The sequence below is a fragment of the Pseudomonas sp. PS1(2021) genome (assembly GCF_020405165.1).
In the GTDB taxonomy this organism is placed as follows: Bacteria; Pseudomonadota; Gammaproteobacteria; order Pseudomonadales; family Pseudomonadaceae; genus Pseudomonas; species Pseudomonas aeruginosa.
In genome coordinates, this window is the sequence record NZ_CP084484.1 from 7519040 (window position 1) to 7543560 (window position 24521).

A 24521-nucleotide genomic window follows, 5' to 3' on the forward strand; every position below is an offset into this window, starting at 1 on the left:
GTGCAGGCACTACACGCGGGCCATTGGCGGGAAGTGCTCCATGAGAAACGCCACAAAACTACGTAGCTTGGTCGAATGGTAGCGGTCAGGAAGGTAAACAACGCTCATCGGTCGGCTCGGCAGACCTTGCTCGGGAAACAATTGAATCAAACGGCCAGCTTGAATGTCCTCTTCCAACAGAAGGGTGGATTGCAAGACGATGCCCATGCCATTGAGTGCAGCAATGCGGAGTGCCTGGCCGTTGTTTATCTGCAATCTTCCCGACACTGATCGACGACGCACGTCCTCACCAGTGCCAAGCCAATAGGACAAGGCTGTCGGGCTGAACGATAGGCATTCGTGATGCTGCAGGTCTTCCACTGTTTCCGGTATCAGATACTCAAAACCCTGGGTTTGGCGGCGCATGTACCTGATGCGGGGTATCTGCTTTCCGGGCGGTTTTGATCGCTTTAGCCGTGCAGATGAAATCGACCCGCTGGCAAGCACCCTGGCAGTCAAAGGTTCAAGTGCTCCCCCAGATGCCGGAACACCGTAGACACCCGCCGCAGATGCCGAGACTCGGGGTGCGTAAGCAGCCACAGTTCAGTCTGGCATTCGTCGAGGATGTCGGTCAGCGCGATCAAGTCCTTGCGCGGCTGCGCCAGGAATACCGGCAGCACGCCGACACCCATACCGGCGGCCACCAGTTCCATCACCGTCAGGATGCTGTTGACGCGGTAGCGCGGCACTGCCTTGGGATGATGGCGCTTGCGCCAGAGCACCGAGGGGTGTTCCGGCAGCGCATCGTCGGGCGCGATCCAGGCGGCCTTGCCGGCTTCAACATCCTGGTAGCGCCGGATGCCGCTGCCCTTGCTGGCGTACAGCGCCACCCGGATCGGGCCGATGTGCTTGCCGACCAGGTGCTGCGGCGGTTTCTTGGTGGCGCGCACCGCAATGTCAGCCTCGCGCCGCGTCAGGCTGGTCAACTCATTGCCGGTATGTAGCTCATAGTCCAGCAAGGGATGGCGGGTAGCGAGTGTGCGCAGCGCTGGCGCGATCAGCCCGTGCAGGATGGTGTCGGTGGTGGTGATGCGCACCGTGCCCGACACTTGCTCGGGCGTGAGCTGCACGGCGGAGCGCGCCTGTTCCAGCCGCGACTCCACCTGCTCGGCATGTTCGGCCAGCACCTGCGCCTGCTCCGACGGCAAGTAGCCCGCGCGTGACCGCTCGAACAGCCTTTGCCCCAAGCCACGCTCGATGCGACGGATCGAGCGGAAGACGGTCGAGGCATCGACGCCCAGCCGTTCGCCCGCACCGGCCAGGTTGCCGGCACGCACCAGGGCCAGGACGATTTCCAGGTCGCCTGCGCCCAGTTTGTATTGCGTTTTTGCAATCACTTCTTTCCTGCCTGCCTATTTTTATTGCGTCACCGCAATCATACGATTGAGACCATTCATTCGTAAATTGGAGGTTTCATGGCAATCACGCCATCTTCTTCGGCCTATGGCATTGCCTTGCTGCGCATCAGCCTGGGCGTCATGTGGGTGGCGCACGCGTTGCTCAAATGGTTCGTCTTCACCCTGCCGGGTACGGCGCAGTATTTCGGCAGCGTCGGCATTCCAGGCTGGCTGGCCTATCCGGTGTTCGCCGTGGAGCTGCTGGGCGGCATCGCGTTGTTGCTGGGCTTCTATGCGCGCCAGATCGCGCTGGCACTGGTGCCGGTCATGGCCGTGGCGGCCTGGGTGCATGTGCCCAATGGCTGGGCGCATACCAATGCCGGCGGCGGCTGGGAGTACCCGGTGTTCCTGGTCGCGGCCTCGGTGGCGCTGTGGTTGCTGGGCGACGGCGCACCTGCGCTGCGGCGCAGCCATCGCTTCGTGCCGGCAGCTTGAGCGGGAGATCGCGCGATGAGCCACCCACTCACCCTGGTCAGCCATGTGCTGTGCCCGTATGTGCAGCGCGCGGTGATCGTGCTCAAGGAAAAGGGCGTGCCCTTCGAGCGCCGCGATGTCGATCTGGCACACAAGCCAGACTGGTTCCTGGCCTGCTCGCCGCTGGGCAAGACGCCGGTGCTGCTGGTCGGTGATGCGCCGATCTTCGAGTCGGCCGTGATCTGCGAGTACCTGGATGACACTCTGATGCCGCGCCTGCATCCCGAGGATGCGCTGAGCCGTGCCCGCCATCGCGCCTGGATGGAGTTCGGTTCATCGCTGCTCAACACCATCGCCGCGTTCTACAACGCCAAGGACGATGCAGCGCTGGACGCGCAAGCCGATCAGCTCCGTGCGCGGCTGGCGCAGGTCGAGGCTGCGCTGGCCATTCGCACCGGCAACGGCGCCTGGTTCGCGGGGGAAGCGTTCAGTCTGGTGGATGCGGTGTTCGGGCCGGTGTTTCGCTACTTCGACGTGTTCGATGGCCTGGGGGATTTCCGCTTCTTCGACGGCTTGCCCAAGACCACGGCCTGGCGTGCTGCGCTGGCCGGCCGCGCGTCGGTGCGCGAGGCCGCGCATCCAGACTACCCGGCGCTGCTGCGGGACTTCCTGCGCAGGCGGGAATCGGCCTTGTCGCGCAGGATGGTGAAGGATTGAAGGGGCAATGAAGAACGGACAACAACCGATTGCCCTATGTGACCTTCCGTACTTCGGTCGTGGCCGGTTCCAGCACGGAGCCATCCCTCGCCGTGGGTGCCATGCGCGGAATCGGCTTGCCGGTGCGCGTGTCGATCAGCACCGAATGCCGCTCGCCACGCTCGAACAGATGTTGTTCGCCCCATTGCCGCAACGCCACCACGATGGGGAACAGGTTTTCCCCTTTGGCTGTCAGCACGTACTCCTGGTAGGCGGTGCCATCCGAGGCCGCCTGCGTTTCAAGGACGCCGGCATCGACCAGCTTGCGCAGGCGGTCGGAGAGGATGTTGCGAGCGACGCCCAGGCTGCGCTGGAAGTCGCCGAAGCGGCGCATGCCGTCGAAGGCATCGCGCACGATGAGCAACGACCAGCGATCCCCTATCAGATCGACGGAGCGCGCAACAGGACAAGGTGCGTCGTTCATAGGTTTGCGGGTTGGCATGAAATCTCCTGGCTGGCTGACAGGGATAAGGCTAATGGTTGCATTTTAAAACCACTTGATCTAACATTCAAACAGTTTTATTTTGAAACTAGATTGAATGGGCGATGGATCATGAAGTCATCCCACGTTTCGATGGTGCCGGCCCCTCTGGAGACGATGCCAACCCGAACTGCCGATATGCCACGCGGCCTGGTACTGCTGTTTGCCGCTGCCAGTGGCCTGAGCGTGGCGAACGTGTACTACGCGCAGCCCCTGCTCGATGCGCTGGCCCGCGATTTCGGTATCAGCCATGCAGCCGTGGGTGGCGTGGTGACAGCCACGCAGGTCGGATGCGCCGTGGCCTTGTTGTTGCTGGTGCCGCTGGGCGATCGCGTTGAGCGCCGCCGCCTGATGGCGGTGCAACTACTGGCGCTGGTGGCGGCACTGGTGATGGTCGGCATGGCGCCGTCTGCGCCAATCCTGCTGGCAGGCATGCTTGCCGTGGGCCTGCTGGGAACGGCGATGACACAGGGGCTGATCGCCTACGCGGCCAGCGCCGCTGCTCCCCGTGAACAAGGCCGCGTTGTGGGAGCGGCACAGAGCGGCGTGTTCATCGGCCTGCTGCTCGCGCGAGTGTTCGCTGGCGGTGTCAGCGATCTGGCGGGCTGGCGCGGCGTGTACTTCTGCGCCGCCGTGCTGATGCTGGTGATCGCGCTACCGCTGTGGCGGCGACTGCCTGCCTTGCCTCCGGCACCGAATCCGATGCCTTACCTCCGCCTGATCGCCTCGATGCTGACACTGCTGCGGGAAGAAAAGGTGTTGCAGGTGCGCGGCATGCTGGCGCTGCTGCTGTTCGCGGCGTTCAACATCTTCTGGAGCGCGCTGGTGCTGCCGTTGAGCGCGCCGCCCTACGACTTTTCGCACACTGTCATCGGTGCGTTTGGCCTGGTCGGCGTGGTGGGCGCTTTGGCCGCTGCGCGTGCCGGGCAATGGGCCGATCGGGGACATGCCCAACGCACCAGCGCGGCGGCGCTTGCGGTGCTGCTGCTGGCGTGGTGGCCGCTGTCGCTGATGGAATGGTCGCTGTGGGCGCTGGTGATCGGCATCGTGCTGCTCGATCTGGGCTGCCAGGCGCTGCATGTCACCAATCAGAGCCTGATCTTCCGCACCCGGCCCGAGGCGCACAGCCGGCTGGTCGGCCTCTACATGCTGTTCTATGCGGTCGGCAGTGGGCAGGGTGCGATCGGCACCACCGTGACCTATGCGCATGCCGGTTGGCAGGGCGTCTGTGCGCTGGGCGCGGCGGTCAGCCTGCTGGCGTTGCTGTTCTGGGCGATGACTTTGCAACGCACGGCGACGATCGCCCGTCAGCGCTGAACGGGAGATGCTCATCATGGACGAGCGGCAGGAACATTCCCTTGGCACGACAACCCAGGCGGTTGTTGGCGGCCAGATGGACGGACACCGCATGAACGCGAACACCACGCATCAAAGCGCGGACGCCGTCACCTTCAGGGGCGTCGCACAAAGCGACCGTGAACCGTGGGCGCAACTCTATCGGCAGTATGCCGAGTCAGCGATCCCACGGCGCGTTCTGCCAGCGTTCCAGCAGGAAATCGCTGAACGCCGTCAGCCGGCGCGGCACCGGTTCGCGCCGTGCCCGCACGATGCTGATCTTCGAGGGCGTGGCTTCCCAGTCCGGCAACACACGTACCAGCTGCCCGTCGCGCAGTTCCTCGTGAATGTCCCAGGTCTCGCGCAGCGAGATGCCCAGTCCGGCCAGGCACCAGGCATGCAGCACGTCGCCGTTGTCGCTGCACAGCGTACCGCTGACCGCGACAGGCTTCTCCCGGCGGCCCTTGCGCAGCGGCCAGGTGTTTTGCAGCAGGCCCGGGTAGGCGAACACCAGGCAGTTGTGCCGCTCCAGTTCTTCCGGCTGCGCGGGTTGTCCATGCGCTTTCAGGTAGGCGGGAGATGCCGCCAGGATGCGCCGGTTGTCGGCCACGCGCCGCGCCACCAAGCGCGAATCGGCCAGCTCGCCCATGCGGATCGCCATGTCCAGGTCGCCGCTATACAGATCCTGCACCTGATCGGACAGGCGCAGGTCGAAGCCGACCCTGGGATGCAGGCGGCAGAAGTCGTGGATCGCCGGTGCCACGAACTTGCGGCCGAACGGCGTGGGCGCGGTCAGGCGAATGGTGCCGCTCAGCTCCTGGCTGGCGCCGCTCGCCAGTTCCTGCACTTCTTCCAGCACGCCGAGCGCGACCCGTGCGCGCTCGGCGATGGCGCGGCCTTCGCCGGTGATGCGCAGGTTGCGGGTGTTGCGCTCGAACAGCGTGGTGCCCAGCGCCTGTTCCAGCCGGGCGATCTGCTTGCTGACCGTCTTGGGCGCGAGGTGCAGGTCGCGTGCGGCGGCGGAAAAGCTCTGGCGCTCCACCACGTGCACGAACACCGCCAGGTCATCGAGGTTGCGCAGAGCCATTTAGGTCATTTCGTGGAAAGTGTTTGTCTATTTTGGTCATTTAAAGGATATACCGAATCCGCGAGACTGACACTCTTTGTCCCCCATGCTGCCGTCGCCATGCTCCCTTTGGAGGTGCGCCCCGCAGCGCAGCCCGACAGGAGTTCTCGATGAGCCAGCGCATTCTTTTCGTCCTCACCAGCCACGACCGTAAGGGGCCGGTTGACGCCGCCGACGCGGCGCCCAGCGGCTTCTATCTCTCCGAGGTCACGCATCCACACCGGGTACTCGCGGATGCCGGCTACGCCGTGGATTTCGTCAGCCCCAAGGGCGGCAAGACGCATGTTGACGGCCTTGATCTGGACGATCCGGTCAATGCCGCGTTCTGGAACGATGCAACGCTGCGTGGCGCCACCGACACCACACTGGCACCGTCCCAGGTCGATGCCGACGCCTATGCCGCAGTCTTCTATGCCGGCGGCCACGCGACGATGTGGGACTTCCCCGACAGCACCGAGCTGGCCGCGATTGCCGCACGCATCTACGAGCGCGGCGGCGTGGTCGCGGCGGTGTGCCACGGCCCGGCCGGGCTGGTGAACGTCAAGCTGTCAGATGGCCGCTATCTGGTCGCGGGCAAGAACGTATCGGCTTTCACCAATGACGAGGAACGCGCAGTTGGCCTGTACGGCACAGTGCCGTTCCTGCTGGCCGATGCCTTGCAGGCGCGCGGCGCCCGGCATGTGCCTGCGCCGAACTTCCAGGCGCAGGTGGTCGTGAGCGAACGGCTGGTAACGGGCCAGAACCCTGCTTCGGCCAAGGGCGTGGGCGAAGCGATGTTGCCGCTGCTGGCATCGGCAGGACGGGCCTGAACCATGAACCAGCGCATGCCTTTCGTCATCTACGTGTTCGCGCTCTGCGCGTTCGCCCTGGGCTTCACCGAGTTCGTCACCATTGGCCTGGTGTCCACCATTTCCGCTGACCTGCATGCCAGCGTCAGCCAGGTCGGTACGGCAGTCACGGCCTACGCGCTAGGAGCAGTGATCGGTGCGCCGGGTCTGACGGCGCTGGCCACGCGCTGGCCGCGCAAGCGCCTGCTGCTGGTGGCGATGGGGTTGTTCACGCTGGGCAACGCGGTGGTCAGCCTGTCCGATGCGCTGACGCCCATGCTGATTGCCCGCTTCGCCTCGGGGCTTGGGCATGGCGTGTTTCTGGCCGTGGCCTCCAGCGTCGCCACGCAACTGGCGGGGCGGCATCGGGCCGGTGCGGCGGTGGCGGTGGTGTTCGGCGGCTTGACGCTGGCCCTGGCGCTGGGCGTGCCGCTCGGCACCTACCTGGGCAGCGTGTTGAGCTGGCAGGTCATCTTCATGGCCGTCGCCGCCAGCGGCGCGATTGGCTTCCTGGGCCTGCTGGCCCTGATGCCCACGGATCGGGACGATGCCTCGGCGCAGGCCAACGCGATGGATGGCCTGCAAGCCATGTTCAATCCGCGCCTGCTGGCCGGGGCCGGCATCACAGTGCTGGCCTATGCCGGGTCGTTCGCGCTCTACACCTACATTTCGCCCATTCTGCTGCAAGTGACGAACGTCAGCGAAAGTACTAGCAGCCTGTTGATGCTGGGCTACGGTGTGATGGCAGCCATCGGCAACATCTGGGGCGGGCGGCTGACCGACCGCAGGGGCGCAGATGCGGCCGTGATGACCGTACTGGCCGGCCTGGCCATGGTGCTGTTGGCGATCTGGGCATCGGCGCCGTCGTTGCCATTGATGGTGTTGCTGACGGGCCTGCTGGGTGCGCTGACCTATGCGGCGGTGCCGGCCTTGCAGGCGCGGGGGATCGGGTTGTCGCACATCCACGCGCCGCAAGCGCCGGCGGTGGCCGCTGGCCTGAACATCGCCGGCTTCAATGGCGGCATCGCGCTGGGTTCGCTGCTGGGCGGGGCGAGCCTGGAGGCGATGGGGCTGACCAGCACGGCATGGGTCGGTGCCGTTGCCGTGGGGTTGGGGATCGTCTGGATGTTGTGGCAGATGCGGCGTCCGGCTTTCGTCGGCGCAGGGCTTCAAGGGTAGGTGCAGCATGGCGCTTCGGCATCTACGCTCTTTTCTGGTCGTGGTTGAAGAACCGCACTTCGCCCGCGTCCCCGAAGCGTTGCACATCGAGCAGTCGTCACGGTTCCGACTACGGGCTATGCGCGGCAGTCTCCTGGCGCGCATACACCACCAGCCGCAGGTGCCGGTCTTCATCGACGGTCAGCGAGGTGTGCTCGAACGGCTCGGGCTTGCCGTCGATCAGCAGCTTGCGAACGCCATTGCAGGCCGCATGAACGTCGTGCTGCCGCCACCATGTCTTGAACTCGGGCGAAACCCGTTCCAGTTCGTCCACCAGTTCGTGAATGTCCGCTTCCTGCGTGGCGCGGGCAAAGTCGCGTCGGAAGCTGGACAGCATCAGCGGAGCTTGTTCTTCCCAGGCGTCCACGCGCTCGTGCAGGGCGGGATCGGTGAACAGCAGCCAGAGCAGATTGCGCCGCTCGGGCGCGTGCGCGCCGAAGCCGAAAATCTGATCGGCAGGCGCATTGAAGCCCAGTACGTCCCAGCGCAGGTTGAGCACGAAGGCCGGGTGCGGCAGGTCGTGCATCAAGCGCCGCACCAGCGGCGGCAGCACGCACCATGTTTTGCCCGGCTCGGCCGGTGGCCTCTCGTGCGCCAGCAGGAACAGGTGTCGCCGCTCGGCGGCATCCAGTTTCAGCACTCGCGCCAGGTTGTCCAGAAAGGTGGCCGAAACACCAATATCGCGCCCCTGTTCCAGCCATGTGTACCAGGTCAAGCCGACACCAGCGAGCGCGGCGACTTCCTCGCGCCGCAGTCCTGGCGTGCGGCGGCGGCCACCGCTGGGCAACCCTACGTCGGCCGGCGACAGGCGTTCGCGGTGCGCGCGCAGGAAAGCCGCCAGATCGGAGCGCGTTCGTTCCAGGGTTCGCATCGCTACCTCATTGTTTTTAGTAATAGCATAAACAGTTAGATTGTAATTGTTTAAAAAGGATTTGAGAATGATCGCGTCTTTACCCTGGATACGCAAGATGAACTCAAATCCCTGCTTTGCGAGGCCGCCCGAGCGCGCCGTCAGTGGCCCGCCGTGGCTCGGTTTGTCCGTGCTGTTGCTCGCCGGTTTCGTCACGATCTTCGACCTGTTCGTGGTCAACGTGGCCATCCCCAGCATGCAGGCCGGGCTGGGCGCGAGCTTCGCGCAGATCGGTTTCATCGTGGCCGGCTATGAGCTGGCCTTCGGTGTGCTGCTGATTACCGGCGGCCGGCTGGGCGACTTGTTCGGGCGTCGCCGGCTGTTCATCGTCGGCATGGCGGGCTTCACCTTCGCCTCGGCCTTGTGCGGACTGGCGCCCAGCGCCGGTTTCCTGATCGGCGCGCGGGTGTTGCAGGGGCTGGCGGCCGCCTTGCTGTTCCCGCAGGTCTATGCGTCCATCCGGGTCAACTTCGACGGCGACGACAGCCGCCGTGCCTTCGGCCTACTGGGCATGACGCTGGGCCTGGCCGCTATCGCCGGGCAGGTGCTGGGCGGCTGGCTGGTGCATGCCGACCTGTTTGGGCTGGGCTGGCGCAGCATCTTCCTCATCAACGTACCGATTGGCCTGTTCGCCATCGCCGCCGCACGGTGCGTTCCCGAGTCGCGCGCGCCGCAGCGCCCGGCGCTGGACTGGACGGGCGTGGCACTGGTCAGCGCCGGGCTGGCGTTGCTGCTAGTGCCGCTGATCGAGGGGCCGGGCCAAGACTGGCCGGCATGGAGCCTGGGGTCGCTGGGCGTGGCGACGGCGCTGCTCATGCTGTTCTACCGGCAGCAGGAGCAGCGGCGGATTGCCGGTGGCTTGCCGCTGGTGGACATGCGCCTGCTGGCGCAGCGCCGTTTCGCGCTGGGCGCGGTGCTGGTGCTGCTGGTCTATTCCACGTCCAGTTCCTTCTTCTTGTGTTTCGCGCTGCTGGTGCAGACGGGGCTGGGCCTCGATCCCTTCGTGGCGGGCAGCATCTTCGCACCGTGCAGTGTGGGCTTCGTCGCGGCATCGCTGGCAGCGCCTCGGCTGGTTGCCCGCTGGGGAACCGCCGCCATCGTCAGCGGGGCGCTGGTCTATGCCGCTTCGATCGGCCTGCTGATCGCCCAGGTGCAAGCCGCGGGCGCGGAACTGGTGCCCATGCGGCTGATCCCCGTTCTGGTCGTGGTCGGTGCCGGCCAAGGCTTCATCATGACGCCGCTGCTGAACCTGGTGCTGGGCTTTGTCGATGAAGCGCAGGCTGGCATGGCTTCGGGCGTGATCTCGACCGTGCAGCAGGTCGGCGCCGCGCTAGGCGTGGCCGTGGTCGGCATCCTGTTCGGTGCGGCGCTGGCCGCAGGCGATGACGCGGTGGCGCAAGCAGGCCAATACGCTTCCGCCTTCGTCGTCGGAATGCTCTACAACCTCGGTGCCGCTCTGCTGGTCTGCATCCTGTTGCTGATGCTGGCAAGAACACAGCGGTCGGCAGGCTGACAGGGGAAGGTGCGCGATGGAACTCCGGCATCTTCGTTGCTTCCTGGCTGTTGCCGAAGAACTCCACTTCGCACGCGCGGCGGAAAAGCTACACATGGAGCAGTCGCCCCTATCGCGCACCATCAAGGAACTGGAAGAAGACCTGGGCGAACAGTTGTTCGTCCGCACCAGCCGCAGCACGCGCCTGACGCGAGCGGGCAAGCTGTTTCTGGAGCATGTGCCGCGCGTGTTCTCGGCCTTGCAGCAGGCACGCGACAGCGTGAAGGCGGCGGCCAATGGTTTCCACGGACAGTTGCGCATTGCACTGTCCGATGGCATCACGCCGTCACGGTTGCCGGCCTTGTTGGCGATGTGCAGACAGGAGGAGCCCGAGGTCGATATTCGGCTGTTCCAAGTACCGCTGGCGCAGCAGATCAAAGGACTGCAAGACGACCTGTACGACGTGGGCTTTGCACAGTCGGATGAGGTCGGTGAAGGCATCACCGCCGAAGCAGTCTGGAACGATCCGCTGATGGTGGCCGTCCCGGCGCGCCATCATCTGCTCAAGCACAAGCGGATTCCGCTGGATGAAGTGCTGCAGTTTCCGCTGGTGCTATGCGATCCGCAGGCGTGCGAGGGGCATGCGCGCCAGGTCGATCGGTTGCTGCGCCATGCCGACCGGGAACCCCTGATCGCCGAGCGCGTCGCCTCGTTCGAGCTGATGATGGTGGTCGTATCAGCCGGCTTCGCCCTGGGCCTGGCCGGTGCGCCACATATCGCGGCAAGCCAGGAATCTGGTGTGGTGGCCCGGCCCCTGGCTGGACGCTCGCCCCTGCTGACGACCTACCTGCTGCGCCCGGAAGGCGAGCCTTCGGAAACGCTCGCCCGCTTCATCGAACGGGTGCCGGCCATCGACCTGCCTGAAGGCGCGAGGCCCGCGCCGCCACCTGAACCTGATCCGCAGGAGTACACCCCGCCATGAAACGCATTGCACCACTGCTATTGATCACCGCGCTCACGGCCTGCGGCCAATCCGAGACGCCCAAGCCGGCCAACGTGCCGACCGTGGACGAGCTGGCCGCCGATCCAGCGCGGTTGAAGGAACTGCGCCAGCAATGCAAGACCGACCGTGCGACGCTGGGAGACGTGCTCTGCAACCGGGTGGCCGAGGCCACGCGCAAGCGGTTCTATGGCGATGGCAAGACACCCTACACGCCATCGGAGACGCCACCGAAGTTCTGAAGTTTCGGCGCTGCGAGAACTCTTAGCTTGGCTTGCTGCGTCTCTCACGCGCCCAGGACGCGGTTCAACCGAGCACGAAGACAAGCACGTAGAACACCAGCAAGCTCGCTAGAACCGCAACGACCATTTGCCTGACGAAGAAGGCGATGACGACCGCGCACAGGCTGCCCCACAGGTAGGGGTTGTCGGGAAACGAGCGGAGCGCGCCGTTGTCCATCAGGATGATGGGGCCGCAGATGGCCGTCAGCAGGCACGGGGCCGAGTATTTCAGGGCGTCATGCAGCAGTTTCGGAATCCGCACGGGCAGCCGCGGTTCAAGGAACACGTAGCGATTGGCGAACACGATGGCGGCAAGCGCCAGCAGCAGCGTCCAGCTCATGGCCGCACCTGCGTCATCCGGGCCACCGCGACGGAGAACGCCATGCCACACAGTCCCGCGATCACGATGCCGCCCTCGACATGGCCGTAGACAAGCAGCATGGACAGCAGCAGCGACACGGCGACGCCCGACAATGTGCTCTTGTCCTTGACCATCGGCACGACGATGGTGGCGAAGGTGGCGATGATGGAGAAATCGAGGTGGTAACGATCCAGGTCGGGAATGGACGACGCCATGACGATGCCCGCGACGCTGAACGCCACCCAGCCGAGGTAGAAGGCTAGGCCCGCGCCCAGCAGGTAGCTGACGGATAGCTCGCGCGTGCTGTCTTTCGTGCTGCTCAGGGCGAACAGTTCATCGGTCAGCAGGAAGCCGATCGGAAGCCGGTAACGCGCTTGCAGGCGGGAGACGAAGCCGCGCAACGACAGGGCATAGATGAAGTGCTGGGACGTAATCAGGAACACCGAGATCACGATCGTCAGGACATTGGCGCCCGACACCAGCAAACCCAGCGTGACCAGTTGCGCGGCGCCGGCGAAGACGATGGCGGACATGCCGACGCTCTGCCACACGCTCAGGCCGGACTGGATGGCCATCGAGCCGGCCAACAGGCCCCACGGCACCACGGCCAGGCAAAGCGGCAGCATCTCCACGACGCCTTGGAAAAATTGTTGCCTTCGCTGCGATGCGCGCAGGGGCGGTGTATGCGGTGCGGCCGAATCGTCCATCGTCTGCCTGGTCAGGTCTGAAACAAACTGACCGGGGACTTTAGTGGCACGCGGCGATGGCGTCTTGAACGATCTTGCCGTATCGAGGCCGAGCCTACTGGCGTGAAATCCCGCGCACGAACTCGCCGGGTGTCACGCCCAGCGACTTCTTGAAATGGCGGCTGAAATGGCTTTGGTCAGTGAAGCCGCAGGCCATCGAAACCGCCGCGATGGGACTGCCGTGCAGCAGCATGTCCTTGGCCTTGCGCAGTCGCGCCTGGACGAGATAGACATGCGGCGGAATCCCGGCCACCGCCTTGAACTGCCGCAAGAAGTGCCACGGGCTAAGACCGGCCATGTCCGCCAGTTCGATCAGGGAAAAGTCATGTTCAGGGCTGCTATCCATCCGCTGCCTGACATTGGCGATCTGCGTCGTCGCGCAGGGCAAGGCTCGTGGCGGGCGGCGCGTCTTGCCGTGGCGCAGCCGCAGCCAGGTCAGCGACGACAGCAGTAGCGTTTCCTTGAGCAGCGTGTCCCCCGGACGGGCAAGCAGGTCGAACGTCATGCGCAGTTGCTGCGCCAGGCCGGGGTCGTGCAGCACCGCATCAGGAAACCAGGGGATTGTCCCCGCCGCGCTCTGCATGTCCCTGGAGATCGCAAAGAACAGGTCGGGATGGGGATAGATCGCCCGATAGGCCCAGCCACCTTCCATTTCCGAACTGCCGGTATGCACGTCGTCGGCATTGACCAGGATGATGTCGCCCTTCGGTGCCACGTGCTCCGCGCCGGAGCGATAGAAGCGTTGGGCACCTTCCTCGATGACGCCGATGCAGAACGTCTCGTGGACGTGCCGGGAGAACCGCTGCTGGTGGTAGCGCGCTTCCAGCATGTCCAGCCCGCCGAGCATGTCGAGGCGCTGGTATCGGGTGCGCTCCCGTGTCTTGGCCTTGTCTGTCATGGCCGTATCCGCCTTCATTGTTCTTTGTACGAAATTGCGCTCCACACGGCACCGCAATACCTAATTGCAACCACTTTGCCGTCAGCATAAGGCAACTATCCGGCTTGCGGGATTTCAACCTCGCGTGGACGTTGCTTGGTTTCCAGCAATCCCCATCGGGCTGATCGGATGGAAATTTCGCCGCCAATGTTCCCGTCGCGTCACAAGGCGCCCTTACTCGCGGCGATTTACTCAGGTACGACGATTCACGAATCGTTGCTTTTTTCATCATCTTGCTTCCGATAACAGTCTTTGACCGGCACTGACCCGGCACTGATCCTCGCGCTATGCGGCACGTCCTTGTGCCGCTTCGGAACGAGGAAAAGCGCAGGAACATCGGAGGCCAGTCAATGCAAGCTCAGGGCGTGCTGTTTGGGCAGATCGCCGCCGTCTTCGGCATCGTGATCGCCGGCGTATGGAGTGCAACGCAATGGACAGCCGCCGCCCTGGGCTATCAAGTACGCCTTGGCTCGCCGTGGTTCGATTTCTTCGGCACGCCGGTCTATCACCCCTGGCGGCTGTTCGAGTGGTGGTTCTTCTTCGATGCCTATGCGCCGCATGTCTTCGACATAGGCGGGGCCATCGCAGGCGGCAGCGGCCTGCTGGCCGTGGTCGTCGCCATCGCCATGTCGGTGTGGCGCTCGCGGCAATCGCGCATGGTCACGACCTACGGTTCGGCGCGCTGGGCGACTGACGAGGAAATCAAGCACGCCGGTTTGACACAGGCCGCAGGCGTCTTCCTGGGCCGGATGCTGGGCAGGCTCCGCTACTACCTGCGGCACCTCGGCCCCGAACACATCATCGCGTTTGCTCCCACGCGCACCGGCAAGGGGGTCAGCATGGTGATCCCGACGCTGCTTTCCTGGCTTTCGTCGGTAGTCATTCACGACATCAAGGGCGAGAACTGGAAGCTGACCGCCGGCTGGCGCTCGCTGTTCTCGCATTGCCTGCTGTTCAACCCCACTGACCCGGCATCCGCCGCCTACAACCCACTGCTGGAAGTGCGACGCGGTGTGCATGAAGTCCGCGACGTGCAAAACATTGCGGATATCTTGGTCGATCCCGAAGGCGCGTTGGAGAAACGCAACCATTGGGAGAAGACCAGCCATGCACTGCTGGTCGGCGCGATCCTGCATGTGCTCTATGCAGGCGAAGACAAGACGCTGCGCGGCGTCGCCAACTTCCTGTCCGACCCGGCTTGTCCCTTCGAGCTGACGTTGCACCGGATGATGACGACGAAGCACTTAGGCGATACACCGCACCCGGTTGTCGCATCCGCCGCGCGGGAAGTGCTGAACAAGTCGGACAACGAGCGGTCGGGTGTGCTGTCCACCGCCATGTCGTTCTTGGGCCTCTACCGCGACCCCACGGTAGCCGCAGTCACGTCGCGCTGCGACTGGCGCATCGCTGATCTGATTTCCGCTGAACGGCCAGTGTCGTTGTACCTGGTGGTGCCGCCTTCGGACATAAGCCGCACCAAGCCACTCGTGCGCCTGATCCTCAACCAGATCGGCCGCCGGCTCACCGAGTCCCTTGATGGTTCCGATGGCATCGAGCGCAAGCGCGAATTGCTGCTGATGCTCGATGAGTTCCCTGCACTCGGCCGGCTGGATTTCTTTGAGACGGCGCTCGCCTTTATGGCTGGCTACGGCATCCGCAGCTTCCTCATCGCGCAATCGCTCAACCAGATCGAAAAGGCTTACGGCCCGAACAATTCCATTTTGGAAAACTGCCATGTGCGGGTGGCGTATGCCACCAATGACGAGCGCACGGCCAAGCGCATTTCCGAAATGCTCGGCACTGCCACCGAGCTGCGCGCGCAGCGCAACTATGCCGGGCACAGATTGGCCCCCTGGCTCGGGCATCTCATGGTGTCGCGTCAAGAGATGGCTCGACCGCTGTTGACGCCGGGCGAAGTCATGCAGCTTCCACCCGACGAGGCGGTGGTAATGATCTCCGGCCATCCGCCGATCAAGGCGCGGAAGCTGCGCTACTACGAGGACGAGAACTTCACCCGGCGCGTACTGCCGCCGCCTGCGCTCGCGGCCGGACGCTATGCCGATGTGCCGCCGGCCCGCCCTGACGATTGGAGCGACCTGGCGATTCCCGCCGTACCCGCCACTCCGGCCATGTCATCCACCGATGACCTTGGCGGTGCCGATGACGGCGGCCCGCGCCGCCAGCCCGAACTCTCCGAAACCGTCGCCTACGACCCCCTGCCGGACGCGCACGCGACCGACCTGGCGCTGCTCGATGACGACGACCTACCGCTGCCGCTTCCCGGCCAGCTCGACCCCGCGATGCAGCGCACAGCCCGGCTGGCATCGCTGAACCCCAACGACGGAATCGACTTATGAGCCAATACCGCCTCAATCTGTTCATCCAGCACGAACACGTCAAACGCCTCGACGAACTGGCCGCCAAGAAAGGCGTCTCGAAGTCCAGCATCGTTGCCGCCGCGCTGGCGTCCTGGCTATCGCCCGACGCTGACGATCAGCGCGAGGCCGCCATCGCTAAGCGGCTGGATCGCCTGTCACGGCAGGCCGAGCGCCTGGAGCGCGACCAGAACATCCAGATCGAAACACTGGCGTTGTTCATCCGCTACTTCCTGACCGTCAGCACGCCGGTTCCCGAAGCGCATCAAGATGCGGCCCGCGCACAGGGCAAAGCGCGCTTTGAGCAGTTCGTCGAACAGCTCGGCCGCCACTTGCTGCGCGGTCGGAGCCTGGTGCGCGACGTGGTGGAAGAACTGCACCCCGACCCGATGCGGATGGATGACGCGGCGGCGCAGGCCGAAGGCCATGAACGCGCTGCGGAGCGTGCCTCATGAGCGCCGTCCCGAAGACCCAGCCCGAACCCCATTCGTCCGCCGCAACCTCGCTGGATCGTCGTATCCAGATGCTGCGCACGGCAATGGGGCCGCTGATCGCCTCCGCGCTGGAAGACCCGGACGTGGTGGAGATCATGCTCAACCCCGACCGCACCCTGTGGGTGGATCGGCTTTCGTCGGGCCGCGCGCCGCTGGGCGCGGAGCTGCCCGAGGCCGATGGCGAACGCATCATCCGGCTGGTGGCCGCGCATGTCGGTGCGGAAGTGCATCGCGGCCAGCCGCTGCTGACCGCCGAGTTGCCCGAAACCGGCGAACGGTTCGAGGGCATTCTGCCGCCGGCCGCACCCGGCCCGGCCTTCGCGCTGCGCAAGCGGGCCGTGAGCATCATCGGCCTGGATCTCTACGTCAGCGACGGCATCCTGACCGCAAGCCAAGCGGACTTTCTTCGCCGCGCCGTGCGCGAGCGCCAGAACATCCTGATCGCAGGCGCGACCAGCAGCGGCAAAACCACGCTCGCCAATGCCTTGCTGGCTGAGATTGCCGCCTCCGGTGACCGCGTGCTGGTGCTCGAAGACACCATCGAGCTGCAATGCGCCGCCCGCGACCATGTGCCGCTGCGCACCCGCGCTGGCGTCGTGTCGATGACCGAGCTGGTGCGCGCCACGATGCGCCTGCGGCCCGACCGCGTGATCGTCGGCGAGGTGCGCGGCGGCGAAGCCCTCGACCTCATCAAAGTGTGGGGCACCGGCCATCCCGGCGGTATCGCAACGATCCACGCCGGTTCCGCGCTGGGCGCACTGCTGCGCCTCGAACAGTTGATTCTCGAAGTCGCGGTGAATCCGCCGCGTGCGCTGATCGCCGAGGCGGTCAATGTCGTCATCCACATCGCCGGACGTGGCCGCAAGCGCCGCGTCGGAAGCATCGCCCGTGTCGTCGGCTTCGACGGCGTGGGCTATCGCCTGGCGGACGCGCTGGAAACGCCGTTTCCCGAGCTGCCGCCGGTTCCTCTTGCAGCCAATGCCGCTGCGCCTCCCCGTCCCTTGACCAACCTGGAGAACTGCCATGACGCAGATGCACGCTCACGCTTTCCGTACTTCCGTAAATCCGGCCTCAATCCTTGCGCGCCTGCGGCGACTGGCCGGCCCCGCGCATCACGGCCTGCTGCTGGCCGCCGTCATGTTGATGACGGCGGGCACGGCGAAGGCATCCGGTTCCTCGATGCCGTGGGAAGGCCCGCTGCAATCCATTCTGGAGTCGATCCAGGGGCCGGTGGCCCGCATCGTCGCCGTCATCATCATCATCGCCACGGGCCTGGCGCTCGCTTTCGGTGACACGTCGGGGGGCTTTCGCAAGCTGATCCAGATCGTGTTCGGGTTGAGCATCGCGTTTGCCGCGTCCTCGTTCTTCCTGTCGTTCTTCAGCTTCTCCGGCGGGGCCGTCGTATGAGCACGGCCAACGATCTTCCGGGCTTCGAGGTGCCACTGCATCGCTCGCTGACCGAACCGATCCTCATGGGCGGTGCGCCACGAACGGTCGCCATTGCGAACGGCACGCTGGCCGCCGCCGTCGGGCTGGGCCTGCAACTCTGGATTCCTGGCGTGGTGCTCTGGATCGTTGGCCACTCGCTGGCCGTGTGGGGCGCGCGTGTCGATCCGCAGTTCATGCAGGTCTTCGCCCGACACATCAAGCACAAGCCGCTGCTGGACGTGTGAGGGGGATGCCATGCTGAACCTTGCCGAATACCGTCAGCGGCCCGCGCTGCTGGCCGACTGGCTGCCCTGGGCCGGGCTGATCGCGCCGGGCGTGGTGCTGAACAAGGATGGTTCGTTTCAGCGCACGGTGCGCTTTCGCGGGCCGGATCTGGACAGCGCTACACAAGGCGAGCTGATCGCCACGTCGGCGCGGCTCAACAATGCGCTGCGCCGCCTGGGTTCGGGCTGGGCGCTGTTCATCGAAGCCGAGCGCCGGCCGGCAGCGGACTACCCGCATTCGGACTTCCCCGAACCGCTGTCGTGGCTGGTGGACGAGGAACGCCGCGCCGCCTTCGAGGAATCGGGCAACCACTTCGAGAGCGGCTATCACCTGACGCTGGTGTACCTGCCGCCGGAGGAATCCCGCGCCCGCGCCGCCAAGCTGCTCTACGAGCACGCACCCGGCGACGGCGTGGACTGGCGAGGCCGACTCGATGCCTTCGTGGCGGAAACCGATCGGGTCTTTGACCTGCTCGATGGCGTGATGCCGGAGATCGCATGGCTGGACGACAGCCAGACGCTGACCTACCTGCACGCCACGGTGTCCACGCGGCGCTACCGCGTCGGCGTGCCCGAAGTGCCGTTTCACCTCGACGCGCTACTGGCCGATTCCGCCTTGGTCGGCGGCCTCGCGCCGATGCTGGGCGACCAGCATCTGCGCGTGGTGTCGGTGCGGGGCTTTCCGACCTCGACCTGGCCGGGCCTGCTGGACGACCTCAACCGCCTGGGCTTTGCCTATCGCTGGTCAACCCGGTTCCTCTGCCTCGACAAAGCCGAGGCGGAAAAGGAGCTGGGCCGCCTGCGCCGCCAATGGTTTGCCAAGCGCAAGAACGTCATCGCGCTGCTGCGCGAAACCATCTTCCAGCAGGAATCGCCCTTGGTGGACACGGATGCCAGCAACAAGGCGGCCGACGCGGACGCAGCCTTGCAGGAGCTTGGCAGCGATCAAGTCGCCTTCGGCTACATCACCGCCACGGTGACGGTGCTCGATGCCGACCCCGCCGTGGCCGACGAAAAGCTGCGCATGGTGGAACGTGTGATTCAGGGCCGCGGCTTCGTCACCATCCCCGAAACGCTCAATGCCGTGGATGCGTGGCTGTCGTCCATCCCTGGCAACGCCTATGCCAACGTGCGCCAGCCCATCGTCTCGACGCTGAACCTGGCGCACATGATGCCGGTGTCTGCCGTGTGGGCCGGCCCCGAGCGCAACAAGCATCTGGATGGCCCGCCGCTGATCGTCACGCGCACCGATGGCGCGACGCCGTTCCGGCTGGTGGCGCACATCGGCGACGTGGGGCACACGATGATCGTCGGCCCGACCGGCATGGGCAAGTCGGTCTTGGTCGCCATGATGGCCATGCAGTTCCGCCGCTATCGCGGCTCGCGTGTCTTTGTCTTTGACGTAGGGCGATCCATACGCGCCGCTACCTTGGGCCTGGGTGGCGAGCACTACGACCTCAGTGCGGATGGCGAGATTGCCTTTCAGCCGCTGGCCCGCATCGACCGCGAGGGCTACCGCACCTGGGCCGCCGAATGGATCGAAGGGCGCTTGCTGCACGAAGGCGTGACCGTCGGCCCCGACGAGAAGGCTGCCATCTGGTCGGCGCTCGGCAGCCTGGCCGGTGCGCCCGTGGAGCAGCGCACGCTGACCGGCCTGTCCGTCCTGCTGCAATCGAACGTGCTGCGCCAGGCGCTCGCGCCCTATGTCCTCGGTGGCGCGCACGGCAAGTTGCTGGATGCAGACCACGACCGGCTGGGTAGCGCGGATGTGCAGTGCTTCGAGATGGAAGAACTCATGCACAGCAAGGCCGCCGTGCTGGCCGTTCTGAACTACCTCTTTGCCTGCCTGGAAGAACGATTCGATGGCTCGCCAACGATGCTTTTTCTTGGGGAGGCGTGGGTCTTTCTGGACGATCCCATATTCGCGGCCCGGCTTCGGCAGTGGCTCAAGACCTTGCGGAAAAAGCAGGTTTCCGTCGTCTTCGATACGCAGTCGCTCGCCGACGTCAAAGAGTCATCCATCGCACCGGCGGTCATCGAAAGCTGCGCGAGCAGGATTTTCTTACCTAACCCGCAGGCCACCGAGCCGCAGATTCGCACGATCTACGAGGGCTTCGGCCTCAACAGCCGGCAGATCGAAATCATCGCCACTGCGCAGCCCAAGCGCGACTACTACTACCAATCTCGCCTTGGCAATCGCCTGTTCGACCTCGACCTGGGGCCGGCCGCGCTCGCCTTTGCCGGGGCATCCACACCACAAGACCAACGCGACATCGACCGCGTACTGACGCAGGCCGGCGCCCCCGGCTTCGCCGGCGCGTGGCTGCGCCATCGCGGCCTTGATTGGGCCGCCGACCTGCTGCCGTCCTCGCCGGCAGCGGCTTCTTTCCTTTCCCAACCACGACAGGAGAACCTGCCATGAAGACCCGTGTGCTTTCCGTAACGCTGGCCGCCGCGCTGGCCGGCTCGCTGATGCTCGCCCAGCCGGCGGCGGCACTCACCTTCGTTGATCCCGTCAACTTGGTGCAGAACACGCTGACCGCCATCCGCACGCTGGAGCAGATCAACAACCAGATCAATCAGCTCCAGAACGAAGCCCAGATGCTGATGAACCAGGCGCGCAACCTGGCGAATCTGGACTTCAACATCGTCAACCGGCTGCGCTCGACGCTCGCCACCACCGAGCGCCTGATCGCCGAAGCGCAGGGGCTGGCCTACGACGTGACGAACATGGATCGGGAGTTCGCACGTCTGTACCCCGAGCAATACGCCGCAACCGTCAGTGGCGATCAGATGTTCCGCGATGCGCAGGAGCGTTGGAAAAACACGCTCAACGGCCTGCACACCGCGATGCGGATGCAAGCCCAGGTGTCGCAGAACCTGGCGCAAGACGAAAGCGCGCTGGCCGATCTGGTCAGCCAGAGCCAGTCCGCCACCGGCGCGCTGCAAGCGATGCAGGCGACGAACCAGCTTCTCGCCTTGCAGGCCAAGCAGTCCATCCAGGCGCAGCAGCTCCAGATCACGCAAGACCGGGCGGCCTCGCTGGAACTGGCGCGGCAGGCGGCGGCCACCGAGCGCGCCCGCGAAGTGCGGCGGCGCTTCCTGGGCACCGGCACGCCGTACACGCCGCAGTCCGTCAACTTCTACAACAACTGACGGGAGGCGGCCATGCGATGCGTTCCCGTTCTGTCGGTTTCGCTGCTGGCCGTGCTGCTGACCGCTTGCGGCCAGTCGTCCGACCAACAAAGGGCCGAAGACCTGGCCGCCACCTTGGCCGCCGATCCCGTGCGACTCAAGGCGCTGCGCGCCCAATGCGCAACCGACCGGCAAGCCGCAGGCGAAGACGCCTGCCGCGCCGCCGCCGAAGCCTTCCGGCGGCGCTTCTTCGCCGGCCAGACCGGGCCGGACGAATACCGGACGCTGGCCGAACTGCCACCGATCCCGCCGAGCTTCGACACACCCACTGACGACGCGCCAGAAGGCGATGCGCCGCTCGCGGCTACGGAGGACACGCCATGAACGACGTGACCATCATTGACCGTTTTCTCGATACCTTCTCGCGCTACATCGACTCGGGCTTCGGGTTGCTGCATGGCGAAGTGGCGTTCCTGACCGCCACGCTGATCGTCATCGACATGACCATCGCGGGCCTGTATTGGGCCATGAGCCATGCGACTGGCCAAGGCGAGGACGTGATCGCCAAGCTCCTGCGCAAGGTGCTTTACGTGGGTGCCTTCGCCTACATCATCAACAACTTCAACTGGCTGGCCGGCATCGTCTTCCGGTCGTTTGCCGGCCTGGGCCTGACGGCCACCGGCTCGACGTTGAGCATGGATAACTTCCTGAAACCGGGCCGGCTGGCGAAGACCGGCATCGACGCAGGCGCGCCGATCTTGGAGCAGATCGGCGACATGGCTGGCTTTCCCGAAGTGTTCGTGAACCTCGACCCCATCGTGGTGCTGTTCCTCGCTTGGCTGGTGGTGATCCTGTGCTTCTTCGTGCTGGCGGTGCAGCTTTTCATCACGCTGATCGAGTTCAAGCTGACGACGCTCGCCGGCTTCGTCCTGATCCCATTCGCACTCTGGAACAAGACGAGCTTTCTTGCGGAAAAGGTGCTTGGCAACGTGGTGTCGTCAGGCATCAAGGTCTTGGTGCTGGCGGTCATCGTCGGCATCGGCTCGGGCCTGTTCGCAGAGTTCCAGGTTCACCCTGACGAGCCTTCCATCGACCACGCGCTGGTCGTGATGCTGGCCTCGCTCGCCTTGCTGGCGCTCGGCATCTTCGGCCCCGGCATCGCCACGGGCCTCGTGTCCGGTGCGCCGCAACTCGGCGCGGGCGCGATGGCCGGCGCGGCGGTTGGTGCTGTCGGTACTGGCGTTGCCGTTGGCGCCGCCGCGACTGGCGTGGGCGGTGCCGTCATGGCCGGGGCACGCATGGCCCCGGCTGCCGCCAAGCTGGCCGGCGTAGGTGCACGCGCCGCCACGTCGGCGGCTGGTAGTGCCCGATCGGCATTCCAGGCCGGTTCCGCCGCTGCGGGCGGCGGGGCCAAGGGCGCGGCGGCTGGCCTTGGGAATGTCGCCAAGACCGGCGCGCAGGCCGCAGGGCGCCGCGCCGCGTCCGGCGCTTCCGCCGCCGGGCAGAAGGTGGCCGATTCCTTCCGGGCTGGCTGGAACGGCACCGATGCCAGCGCCGGCGCTGCCGGTTCCGGCCAGGCCGCCGCAGGCGAAGGCGCGGACGGCACCGCCAGCGCGCCCAAGCAAGAGCAACCCGCCTGGGCCAAGCGGATGCACCGCCGCCAGCAGATCACCCATGCCGCGACCACCGCCGCCCACACGCTGCGCGGTGGCGACGGCGGCGGCCCGGGGCAAGGCCCGAGCCTGCGCGATTCCGATACCTGACCACCAAGGAGAACACCCATGCGATTCAAACGCCCGCAGGTGCGCTACGCCGATACGCCGCAGCCTGCCACCCCATATCAATCCGCCGCCCAGGTGTGGGACGACCGCATCGGCTCGGCCCGCGTGCAGGCGAAGAACTGGCGGCTGATGGCCTTCGGCTGCCTGGTGCTTGCGCTGCTGATGGCCGGCGGTCTGGTGTGGCGTTCCGCGCAGTCCATCGTGACGCCTTACGTCATCGAGGTCGATCAGGCCGGACAGGTACGCGCCGTGGGCGAAGCCGCCACGCCGTACCGGCCCGCCGATGCGCAGATCGCGCACCACCTGGCGCGCTTCGTCGGCTTGGTGCGCTCGCTGTCTGTCGATCCCATCGTTGTGCGGCAGAACTGGCTGGATGCCTACGACTACACCACCGACAAGGGCGCGGCCGTGCTCAACGACTACGCCCGCACCAATGACCCATTCGCGCGCATCGGCAAGGAGTCGGTGACGGTGCAGATCACCAGCGTGGTTCGCGCCAGCGACACGTCGTTCAACGTGCGCTGGACGGAACGCCGCTACGTCAACGGCGCAGCCGCCGGCCTGGAGCGGTGGACGGCCGTGGTGTCCATCGTGCTGCAAACCCCACGCACCGAAGAACGCCTGCGCCGCAACCCCTTGGGCATCTACGTCAATGGCCTGGCGTGGAGCCGCGAACTGGATTCTTCCGAAGGAGCCAAGCCATGAACCTGCCTTTCCGCTTTTACGCTTTCGTGCTGACGCTTGCAGCCCTGTCAGGCTGCGCCACGCAAGGCAAGCCGCCGCCGGCCATCTCACTCGATGAGCCGGTTCAGGCCCAGCCGCTGCCCGAACCGCCCGTGCCGGTGGAAGTCGTCGCCGTCCCCGAGCCGCTGGCGCTGCCTGCGCAGTTGAAGCCGCTGCCGGAGGCTGATGCGGCCCCGGCCGCGCCGGAGCCGGCCGATGAGAAGGTGCGCGTTTCGCGCGCCAATGCCGAGGCGCGCATCGCGCCCACGCGCGAGGGCTACGTCAATGCGATTCAGGTGTGGCCCTTCACCGATGGCGCGCTCTATCAGGTCTATGCCGCGCCGGGGCGCGTGACCGTGGTTTCGCTCCAGCCGGGCGAGGAACTGGTGACGGTCGCCGCAGGCGATACCGTGCGCTGGATCGTGGGCGACACGTCCAGCGGCAGCGGCGACGCGCTGCGCGTCAATGTGCTGGTCAAGCCCATCCGATCGGGCCTGAAAACCAATCTGGTCATCACCACCAGCCGTCGCACCTATCTGCTGGAGCTGACCTCGACGGAAAAGGCGTGGATGGCCTCGGTGTCCTGGGACTATCCGAAAGACCGGATGCTGGCCTTGCAGCGCCAGTCGCAGGCGGCCAGCGCCGCCGCGCCAGTCGATACTGGCTTGTCGCTGGAGAAGATCCGCTTCCGCTACGCGGTCAGCGGCAGCAATCCGCCGTGGAAGCCGCTGCGCGCCTTCGATGACGGCGAGAAGGTCTATATCCAGTTCCCGCCGGGCATCGCCCAGGGCGAGCTGCCGCCGCTGTTCGTGATCGGGCCGGAAGGTGACGGGCAATTGGTGAACTACCGCTTCCGCCCGCCGTACTACATCGTGGATCGGCTGTTCGGCGCGGCTGAACTGCGCCTGGGCGGCGATGGTGGCGACGTGGTACGCATCGAGCGCACCGATGGCGTCGTATCAAGGAGTGGGAGGAACTGAC

At 65.5% G+C, this 24521-nt stretch carries 26 protein-coding genes and 1 pseudogene; 19 read left to right on the forward strand and 8 right to left on the reverse strand.

Annotation, left to right across the window (positions count from 1 at the left end; translation table 11 throughout):
* Positions 1-9: 9 nt before the first annotated feature.
* On the reverse strand, positions 10-405 hold the full coding sequence (locus LE197_RS35640; RefSeq protein WP_082402904.1) for a LysR substrate-binding domain-containing protein: 396 nt from the start codon (positions 403-405) through the stop codon (positions 10-12).
* 89 nt (positions 406-494) lie between these two features.
* On the reverse strand, positions 495-1376 hold the full coding sequence (locus LE197_RS35645) for a LysR family transcriptional regulator (protein WP_054441664.1): 882 nt from the start codon (positions 1374-1376) through the stop codon (positions 495-497).
* A gap of 78 nt (positions 1377-1454) precedes the next feature.
* On the opposite strand from LE197_RS35645, the gene LE197_RS35650 reads away from it, so the two are divergent.
* Both LE197_RS35650 and LE197_RS35655 read left to right on the forward strand, forming a co-directional pair.
* A complete protein-coding gene (locus LE197_RS35650) occupies positions 1455-1871 on the forward strand; it encodes a DoxX family protein (protein ID WP_226033834.1) in 417 nt (138 codons plus the stop codon).
* A 15-nt stretch (positions 1872-1886) separates the two neighbouring features.
* Positions 1887-2567, forward strand: coding sequence for a glutathione S-transferase family protein (locus LE197_RS35655; protein WP_054441668.1), 681 nt, complete (start codon positions 1887-1889; stop codon positions 2565-2567).
* Positions 2568-2601: 34 nt separating this feature from the next.
* Here the strand turns inward: LE197_RS35655 and LE197_RS35660 are convergent, their stop codons facing one another.
* Positions 2602-3048, reverse strand: coding sequence for a winged helix-turn-helix transcriptional regulator (locus LE197_RS35660; protein ID WP_033938336.1), 447 nt, complete (start codon positions 3046-3048; stop codon positions 2602-2604).
* 111 nt (positions 3049-3159) lie between these two features.
* Here LE197_RS35660 and LE197_RS35665 point away from each other — a divergent pair, with 111 nt between their 5' ends.
* Complete coding sequence (locus LE197_RS35665; RefSeq protein WP_033938331.1) at positions 3160-4404, forward strand: MFS transporter; 1245 nt, start codon at positions 3160-3162, stop codon at positions 4402-4404.
* 196 nt (positions 4405-4600) lie between these two features.
* Here the strand turns inward: LE197_RS35665 and LE197_RS35670 are convergent, their stop codons facing one another.
* A complete protein-coding gene (locus LE197_RS35670; protein WP_054441669.1) occupies positions 4601-5509 on the reverse strand; it encodes a LysR family transcriptional regulator in 909 nt (302 codons plus the stop codon).
* A 149-nt stretch (positions 5510-5658) separates the two neighbouring features.
* On the opposite strand from LE197_RS35670, the gene LE197_RS35675 reads away from it, so the two are divergent.
* Entirely contained in the window at positions 5659-6357 is a 699-nt protein-coding gene (locus LE197_RS35675) for a type 1 glutamine amidotransferase domain-containing protein (protein ID WP_054440853.1), read from the forward strand.
* Positions 6358-6360: 3 nt separating this feature from the next.
* Positions 6361-7554, forward strand: a complete 1194-nt coding sequence (locus LE197_RS35680; protein WP_054440856.1) for an MFS transporter — start codon at positions 6361-6363, stop codon at positions 7552-7554.
* 109 nt (positions 7555-7663) lie between these two features.
* Here the strand turns inward: LE197_RS35680 and LE197_RS35685 are convergent, their stop codons facing one another.
* Positions 7664-8464, reverse strand: a complete 801-nt coding sequence (locus LE197_RS35685; protein ID WP_054440858.1) for a helix-turn-helix transcriptional regulator — start codon at positions 8462-8464, stop codon at positions 7664-7666.
* 169 nt (positions 8465-8633) lie between these two features.
* Here LE197_RS35685 and LE197_RS35690 point away from each other — a divergent pair, with 169 nt between their 5' ends.
* From LE197_RS35690 to LE197_RS35700, 3 genes are read left to right on the forward strand one after another with little or no spacing between them, the layout of a single operon-like run.
* Positions 8634-10016 (forward strand): MFS transporter, encoded by a 1383-nt coding sequence (locus tag LE197_RS35690; protein ID WP_226033835.1) that lies wholly within the window; start codon positions 8634-8636, stop codon positions 10014-10016.
* 16 nt (positions 10017-10032) lie between these two features.
* Positions 10033-10977: a LysR family transcriptional regulator gene (locus tag LE197_RS35695; protein WP_054440862.1), complete on the forward strand. Its 945-nt coding sequence runs from the start codon at positions 10033-10035 to the stop codon at positions 10975-10977.
* Positions 10974-11237 carry an EexN family lipoprotein gene (locus tag LE197_RS35700; RefSeq protein ID WP_054440864.1) on the forward strand — a complete coding sequence of 88 codons (264 nt, stop codon included), beginning with the start codon at positions 10974-10976 and terminating at the stop codon, positions 11235-11237. The genes LE197_RS35695 and LE197_RS35700 overlap by 4 nt, the downstream gene beginning before the upstream one ends.
* A 64-nt stretch (positions 11238-11301) precedes the next feature.
* Here the strand turns inward: LE197_RS35700 and LE197_RS35705 are convergent, their stop codons facing one another.
* The 3 genes from LE197_RS35705 to LE197_RS35715 all read right to left on the reverse strand — a co-directional run bounded on the left by LE197_RS35705 (position 11302) and on the right by LE197_RS35715 (position 13281).
* Positions 11302-11616: an AzlD domain-containing protein gene (locus LE197_RS35705; RefSeq protein ID WP_054440866.1), complete on the reverse strand. Its 315-nt coding sequence runs from the start codon at positions 11614-11616 to the stop codon at positions 11302-11304.
* Positions 11613-12344 carry an AzlC family ABC transporter permease gene (locus tag LE197_RS35710; protein WP_054440869.1) on the reverse strand — a complete coding sequence of 244 codons (732 nt, stop codon included), beginning with the start codon at positions 12342-12344 and terminating at the stop codon, positions 11613-11615. The genes LE197_RS35705 and LE197_RS35710 overlap by 4 nt, the downstream gene beginning before the upstream one ends.
* A gap of 94 nt (positions 12345-12438) precedes the next feature.
* On the reverse strand, positions 12439-13281 hold the full coding sequence (locus LE197_RS35715) for an AraC family transcriptional regulator (protein WP_124148198.1): 843 nt from the start codon (positions 13279-13281) through the stop codon (positions 12439-12441).
* A gap of 389 nt (positions 13282-13670) precedes the next feature.
* Here LE197_RS35715 and LE197_RS35720 point away from each other — a divergent pair, with 389 nt between their 5' ends.
* The 11 genes and pseudogenes from LE197_RS35720 to trbG all read left to right on the forward strand — a co-directional run bounded on the left by LE197_RS35720 (position 13671) and on the right by trbG (position 24520).
* Entirely contained in the window at positions 13671-15677 is a 2007-nt protein-coding gene (locus LE197_RS35720) for a conjugal transfer protein TraG (RefSeq protein WP_124148197.1), read from the forward strand.
* On the forward strand, positions 15674-16150 hold the full coding sequence (locus tag LE197_RS35725) for a ribbon-helix-helix protein, CopG family (RefSeq protein ID WP_054440873.1): 477 nt from the start codon (positions 15674-15676) through the stop codon (positions 16148-16150). The genes LE197_RS35720 and LE197_RS35725 overlap by 4 nt, the downstream gene beginning before the upstream one ends.
* Positions 16147-17216: pseudogene (gene trbB, locus LE197_RS35730) on the forward strand (P-type conjugative transfer ATPase TrbB). The gene LE197_RS35725 and the pseudogene trbB overlap by 4 nt, the downstream one beginning before the upstream one ends.
* On the forward strand, positions 17213-17596 hold the full coding sequence (locus LE197_RS35735) for a TrbC/VirB2 family protein (RefSeq protein WP_054440875.1): 384 nt from the start codon (positions 17213-17215) through the stop codon (positions 17594-17596). Before trbB ends, LE197_RS35735 begins: the two are co-directional and overlap by 4 nt.
* On the forward strand, positions 17593-17862 hold the full coding sequence (locus tag LE197_RS35740) for a VirB3 family type IV secretion system protein (RefSeq protein ID WP_032956449.1): 270 nt from the start codon (positions 17593-17595) through the stop codon (positions 17860-17862). The genes LE197_RS35735 and LE197_RS35740 overlap by 4 nt, the downstream gene beginning before the upstream one ends.
* Positions 17863-17872: 10 nt before the next feature.
* Positions 17873-20323 (forward strand): conjugal transfer protein TrbE, encoded by a 2451-nt coding sequence (gene trbE / locus LE197_RS35745; protein ID WP_124148196.1) that lies wholly within the window; start codon positions 17873-17875, stop codon positions 20321-20323.
* The gene (gene trbJ, locus LE197_RS35750) at positions 20320-21057 is read left to right on the forward strand and encodes a P-type conjugative transfer protein TrbJ (RefSeq protein ID WP_054440878.1); all 738 of its coding nucleotides are present in this window, start codon (positions 20320-20322) and stop codon (positions 21055-21057) included. Before trbE ends, trbJ begins: the two co-directional genes overlap by 4 nt.
* A 12-nt stretch (positions 21058-21069) precedes the next feature.
* Entirely contained in the window at positions 21070-21420 is a 351-nt protein-coding gene (locus LE197_RS35755; RefSeq protein WP_054440880.1) for a hypothetical protein, read from the forward strand.
* Positions 21417-22799 carry a P-type conjugative transfer protein TrbL gene (trbL, locus tag LE197_RS35760; protein ID WP_054440882.1) on the forward strand — a complete coding sequence of 461 codons (1383 nt, stop codon included), beginning with the start codon at positions 21417-21419 and terminating at the stop codon, positions 22797-22799. Before LE197_RS35755 ends, trbL begins: the two co-directional genes overlap by 4 nt.
* A gap of 18 nt (positions 22800-22817) precedes the next feature.
* The gene (gene trbF, locus LE197_RS35765) at positions 22818-23522 is read left to right on the forward strand and encodes a conjugal transfer protein TrbF (protein WP_054440884.1); all 705 of its coding nucleotides are present in this window, start codon (positions 22818-22820) and stop codon (positions 23520-23522) included.
* Positions 23519-24520, forward strand: coding sequence for a P-type conjugative transfer protein TrbG (trbG, locus tag LE197_RS35770; RefSeq protein ID WP_054440886.1), 1002 nt, complete (start codon positions 23519-23521; stop codon positions 24518-24520). Before trbF ends, trbG begins: the two co-directional genes overlap by 4 nt.
* The last annotated feature ends 1 nt before the right edge of the window (position 24521 follow it).

Excerpts from the sequence above, each read along its gene's own strand:
- LE197_RS35640 (WP_082402904.1), bottom strand. The coding sequence starts at position 405 with ATGCGCCGCCAAACCCAGGGTTTTGAGTATCTGATACCGGAAACAGTG.
- LE197_RS35650 (WP_226033834.1), top strand. The coding sequence starts at position 1,455 with ATGGCAATCACGCCATCTTCTTCGGCCTATGGCATTGCCTTGCTGCGC.
- LE197_RS35655 (WP_054441668.1), top strand. The coding sequence starts at position 1,887 with ATGAGCCACCCACTCACCCTGGTCAGCCATGTGCTGTGCCCGTATGTG.
- LE197_RS35660 (WP_033938336.1), bottom strand. The coding sequence starts at position 3,048 with ATGCCAACCCGCAAACCTATGAACGACGCACCTTGTCCTGTTGCGCGC.
- LE197_RS35665 (WP_033938331.1), top strand. The coding sequence starts at position 3,160 with ATGAAGTCATCCCACGTTTCGATGGTGCCGGCCCCTCTGGAGACGATG.
- LE197_RS35670 (WP_054441669.1), bottom strand. The coding sequence starts at position 5,509 with ATGGCTCTGCGCAACCTCGATGACCTGGCGGTGTTCGTGCACGTGGTG.
- LE197_RS35675 (WP_054440853.1), top strand. The coding sequence starts at position 5,659 with ATGAGCCAGCGCATTCTTTTCGTCCTCACCAGCCACGACCGTAAGGGG.
- LE197_RS35680 (WP_054440856.1), top strand. The coding sequence starts at position 6,361 with ATGAACCAGCGCATGCCTTTCGTCATCTACGTGTTCGCGCTCTGCGCG.
- LE197_RS35685 (WP_054440858.1), bottom strand. The coding sequence starts at position 8,464 with ATGCGAACCCTGGAACGAACGCGCTCCGATCTGGCGGCTTTCCTGCGC.
- LE197_RS35695 (WP_054440862.1), top strand. The coding sequence starts at position 10,033 with ATGGAACTCCGGCATCTTCGTTGCTTCCTGGCTGTTGCCGAAGAACTC.
- LE197_RS35700 (WP_054440864.1), top strand. The coding sequence starts at position 10,974 with ATGAAACGCATTGCACCACTGCTATTGATCACCGCGCTCACGGCCTGC.
- LE197_RS35705 (WP_054440866.1), bottom strand. The coding sequence starts at position 11,616 with ATGAGCTGGACGCTGCTGCTGGCGCTTGCCGCCATCGTGTTCGCCAAT.
- LE197_RS35710 (WP_054440869.1), bottom strand. The coding sequence starts at position 12,344 with ATGGACGATTCGGCCGCACCGCATACACCGCCCCTGCGCGCATCGCAG.
- LE197_RS35715 (WP_124148198.1), bottom strand. The coding sequence starts at position 13,281 with ATGACAGACAAGGCCAAGACACGGGAGCGCACCCGATACCAGCGCCTC.
- LE197_RS35720 (WP_124148197.1), top strand. The coding sequence starts at position 13,671 with ATGCAAGCTCAGGGCGTGCTGTTTGGGCAGATCGCCGCCGTCTTCGGC.
- LE197_RS35725 (WP_054440873.1), top strand. The coding sequence starts at position 15,674 with ATGAGCCAATACCGCCTCAATCTGTTCATCCAGCACGAACACGTCAAA.
- LE197_RS35735 (WP_054440875.1), top strand. The coding sequence starts at position 17,213 with ATGACGCAGATGCACGCTCACGCTTTCCGTACTTCCGTAAATCCGGCC.
- LE197_RS35740 (WP_032956449.1), top strand. The coding sequence starts at position 17,593 with ATGAGCACGGCCAACGATCTTCCGGGCTTCGAGGTGCCACTGCATCGC.
- trbE (WP_124148196.1), top strand. The coding sequence starts at position 17,873 with ATGCTGAACCTTGCCGAATACCGTCAGCGGCCCGCGCTGCTGGCCGAC.
- trbJ (WP_054440878.1), top strand. The coding sequence starts at position 20,320 with ATGAAGACCCGTGTGCTTTCCGTAACGCTGGCCGCCGCGCTGGCCGGC.
- LE197_RS35755 (WP_054440880.1), top strand. The coding sequence starts at position 21,070 with ATGCGATGCGTTCCCGTTCTGTCGGTTTCGCTGCTGGCCGTGCTGCTG.
- trbL (WP_054440882.1), top strand. The coding sequence starts at position 21,417 with ATGAACGACGTGACCATCATTGACCGTTTTCTCGATACCTTCTCGCGC.
- trbF (WP_054440884.1), top strand. The coding sequence starts at position 22,818 with ATGCGATTCAAACGCCCGCAGGTGCGCTACGCCGATACGCCGCAGCCT.
- trbG (WP_054440886.1), top strand. The coding sequence starts at position 23,519 with ATGAACCTGCCTTTCCGCTTTTACGCTTTCGTGCTGACGCTTGCAGCC.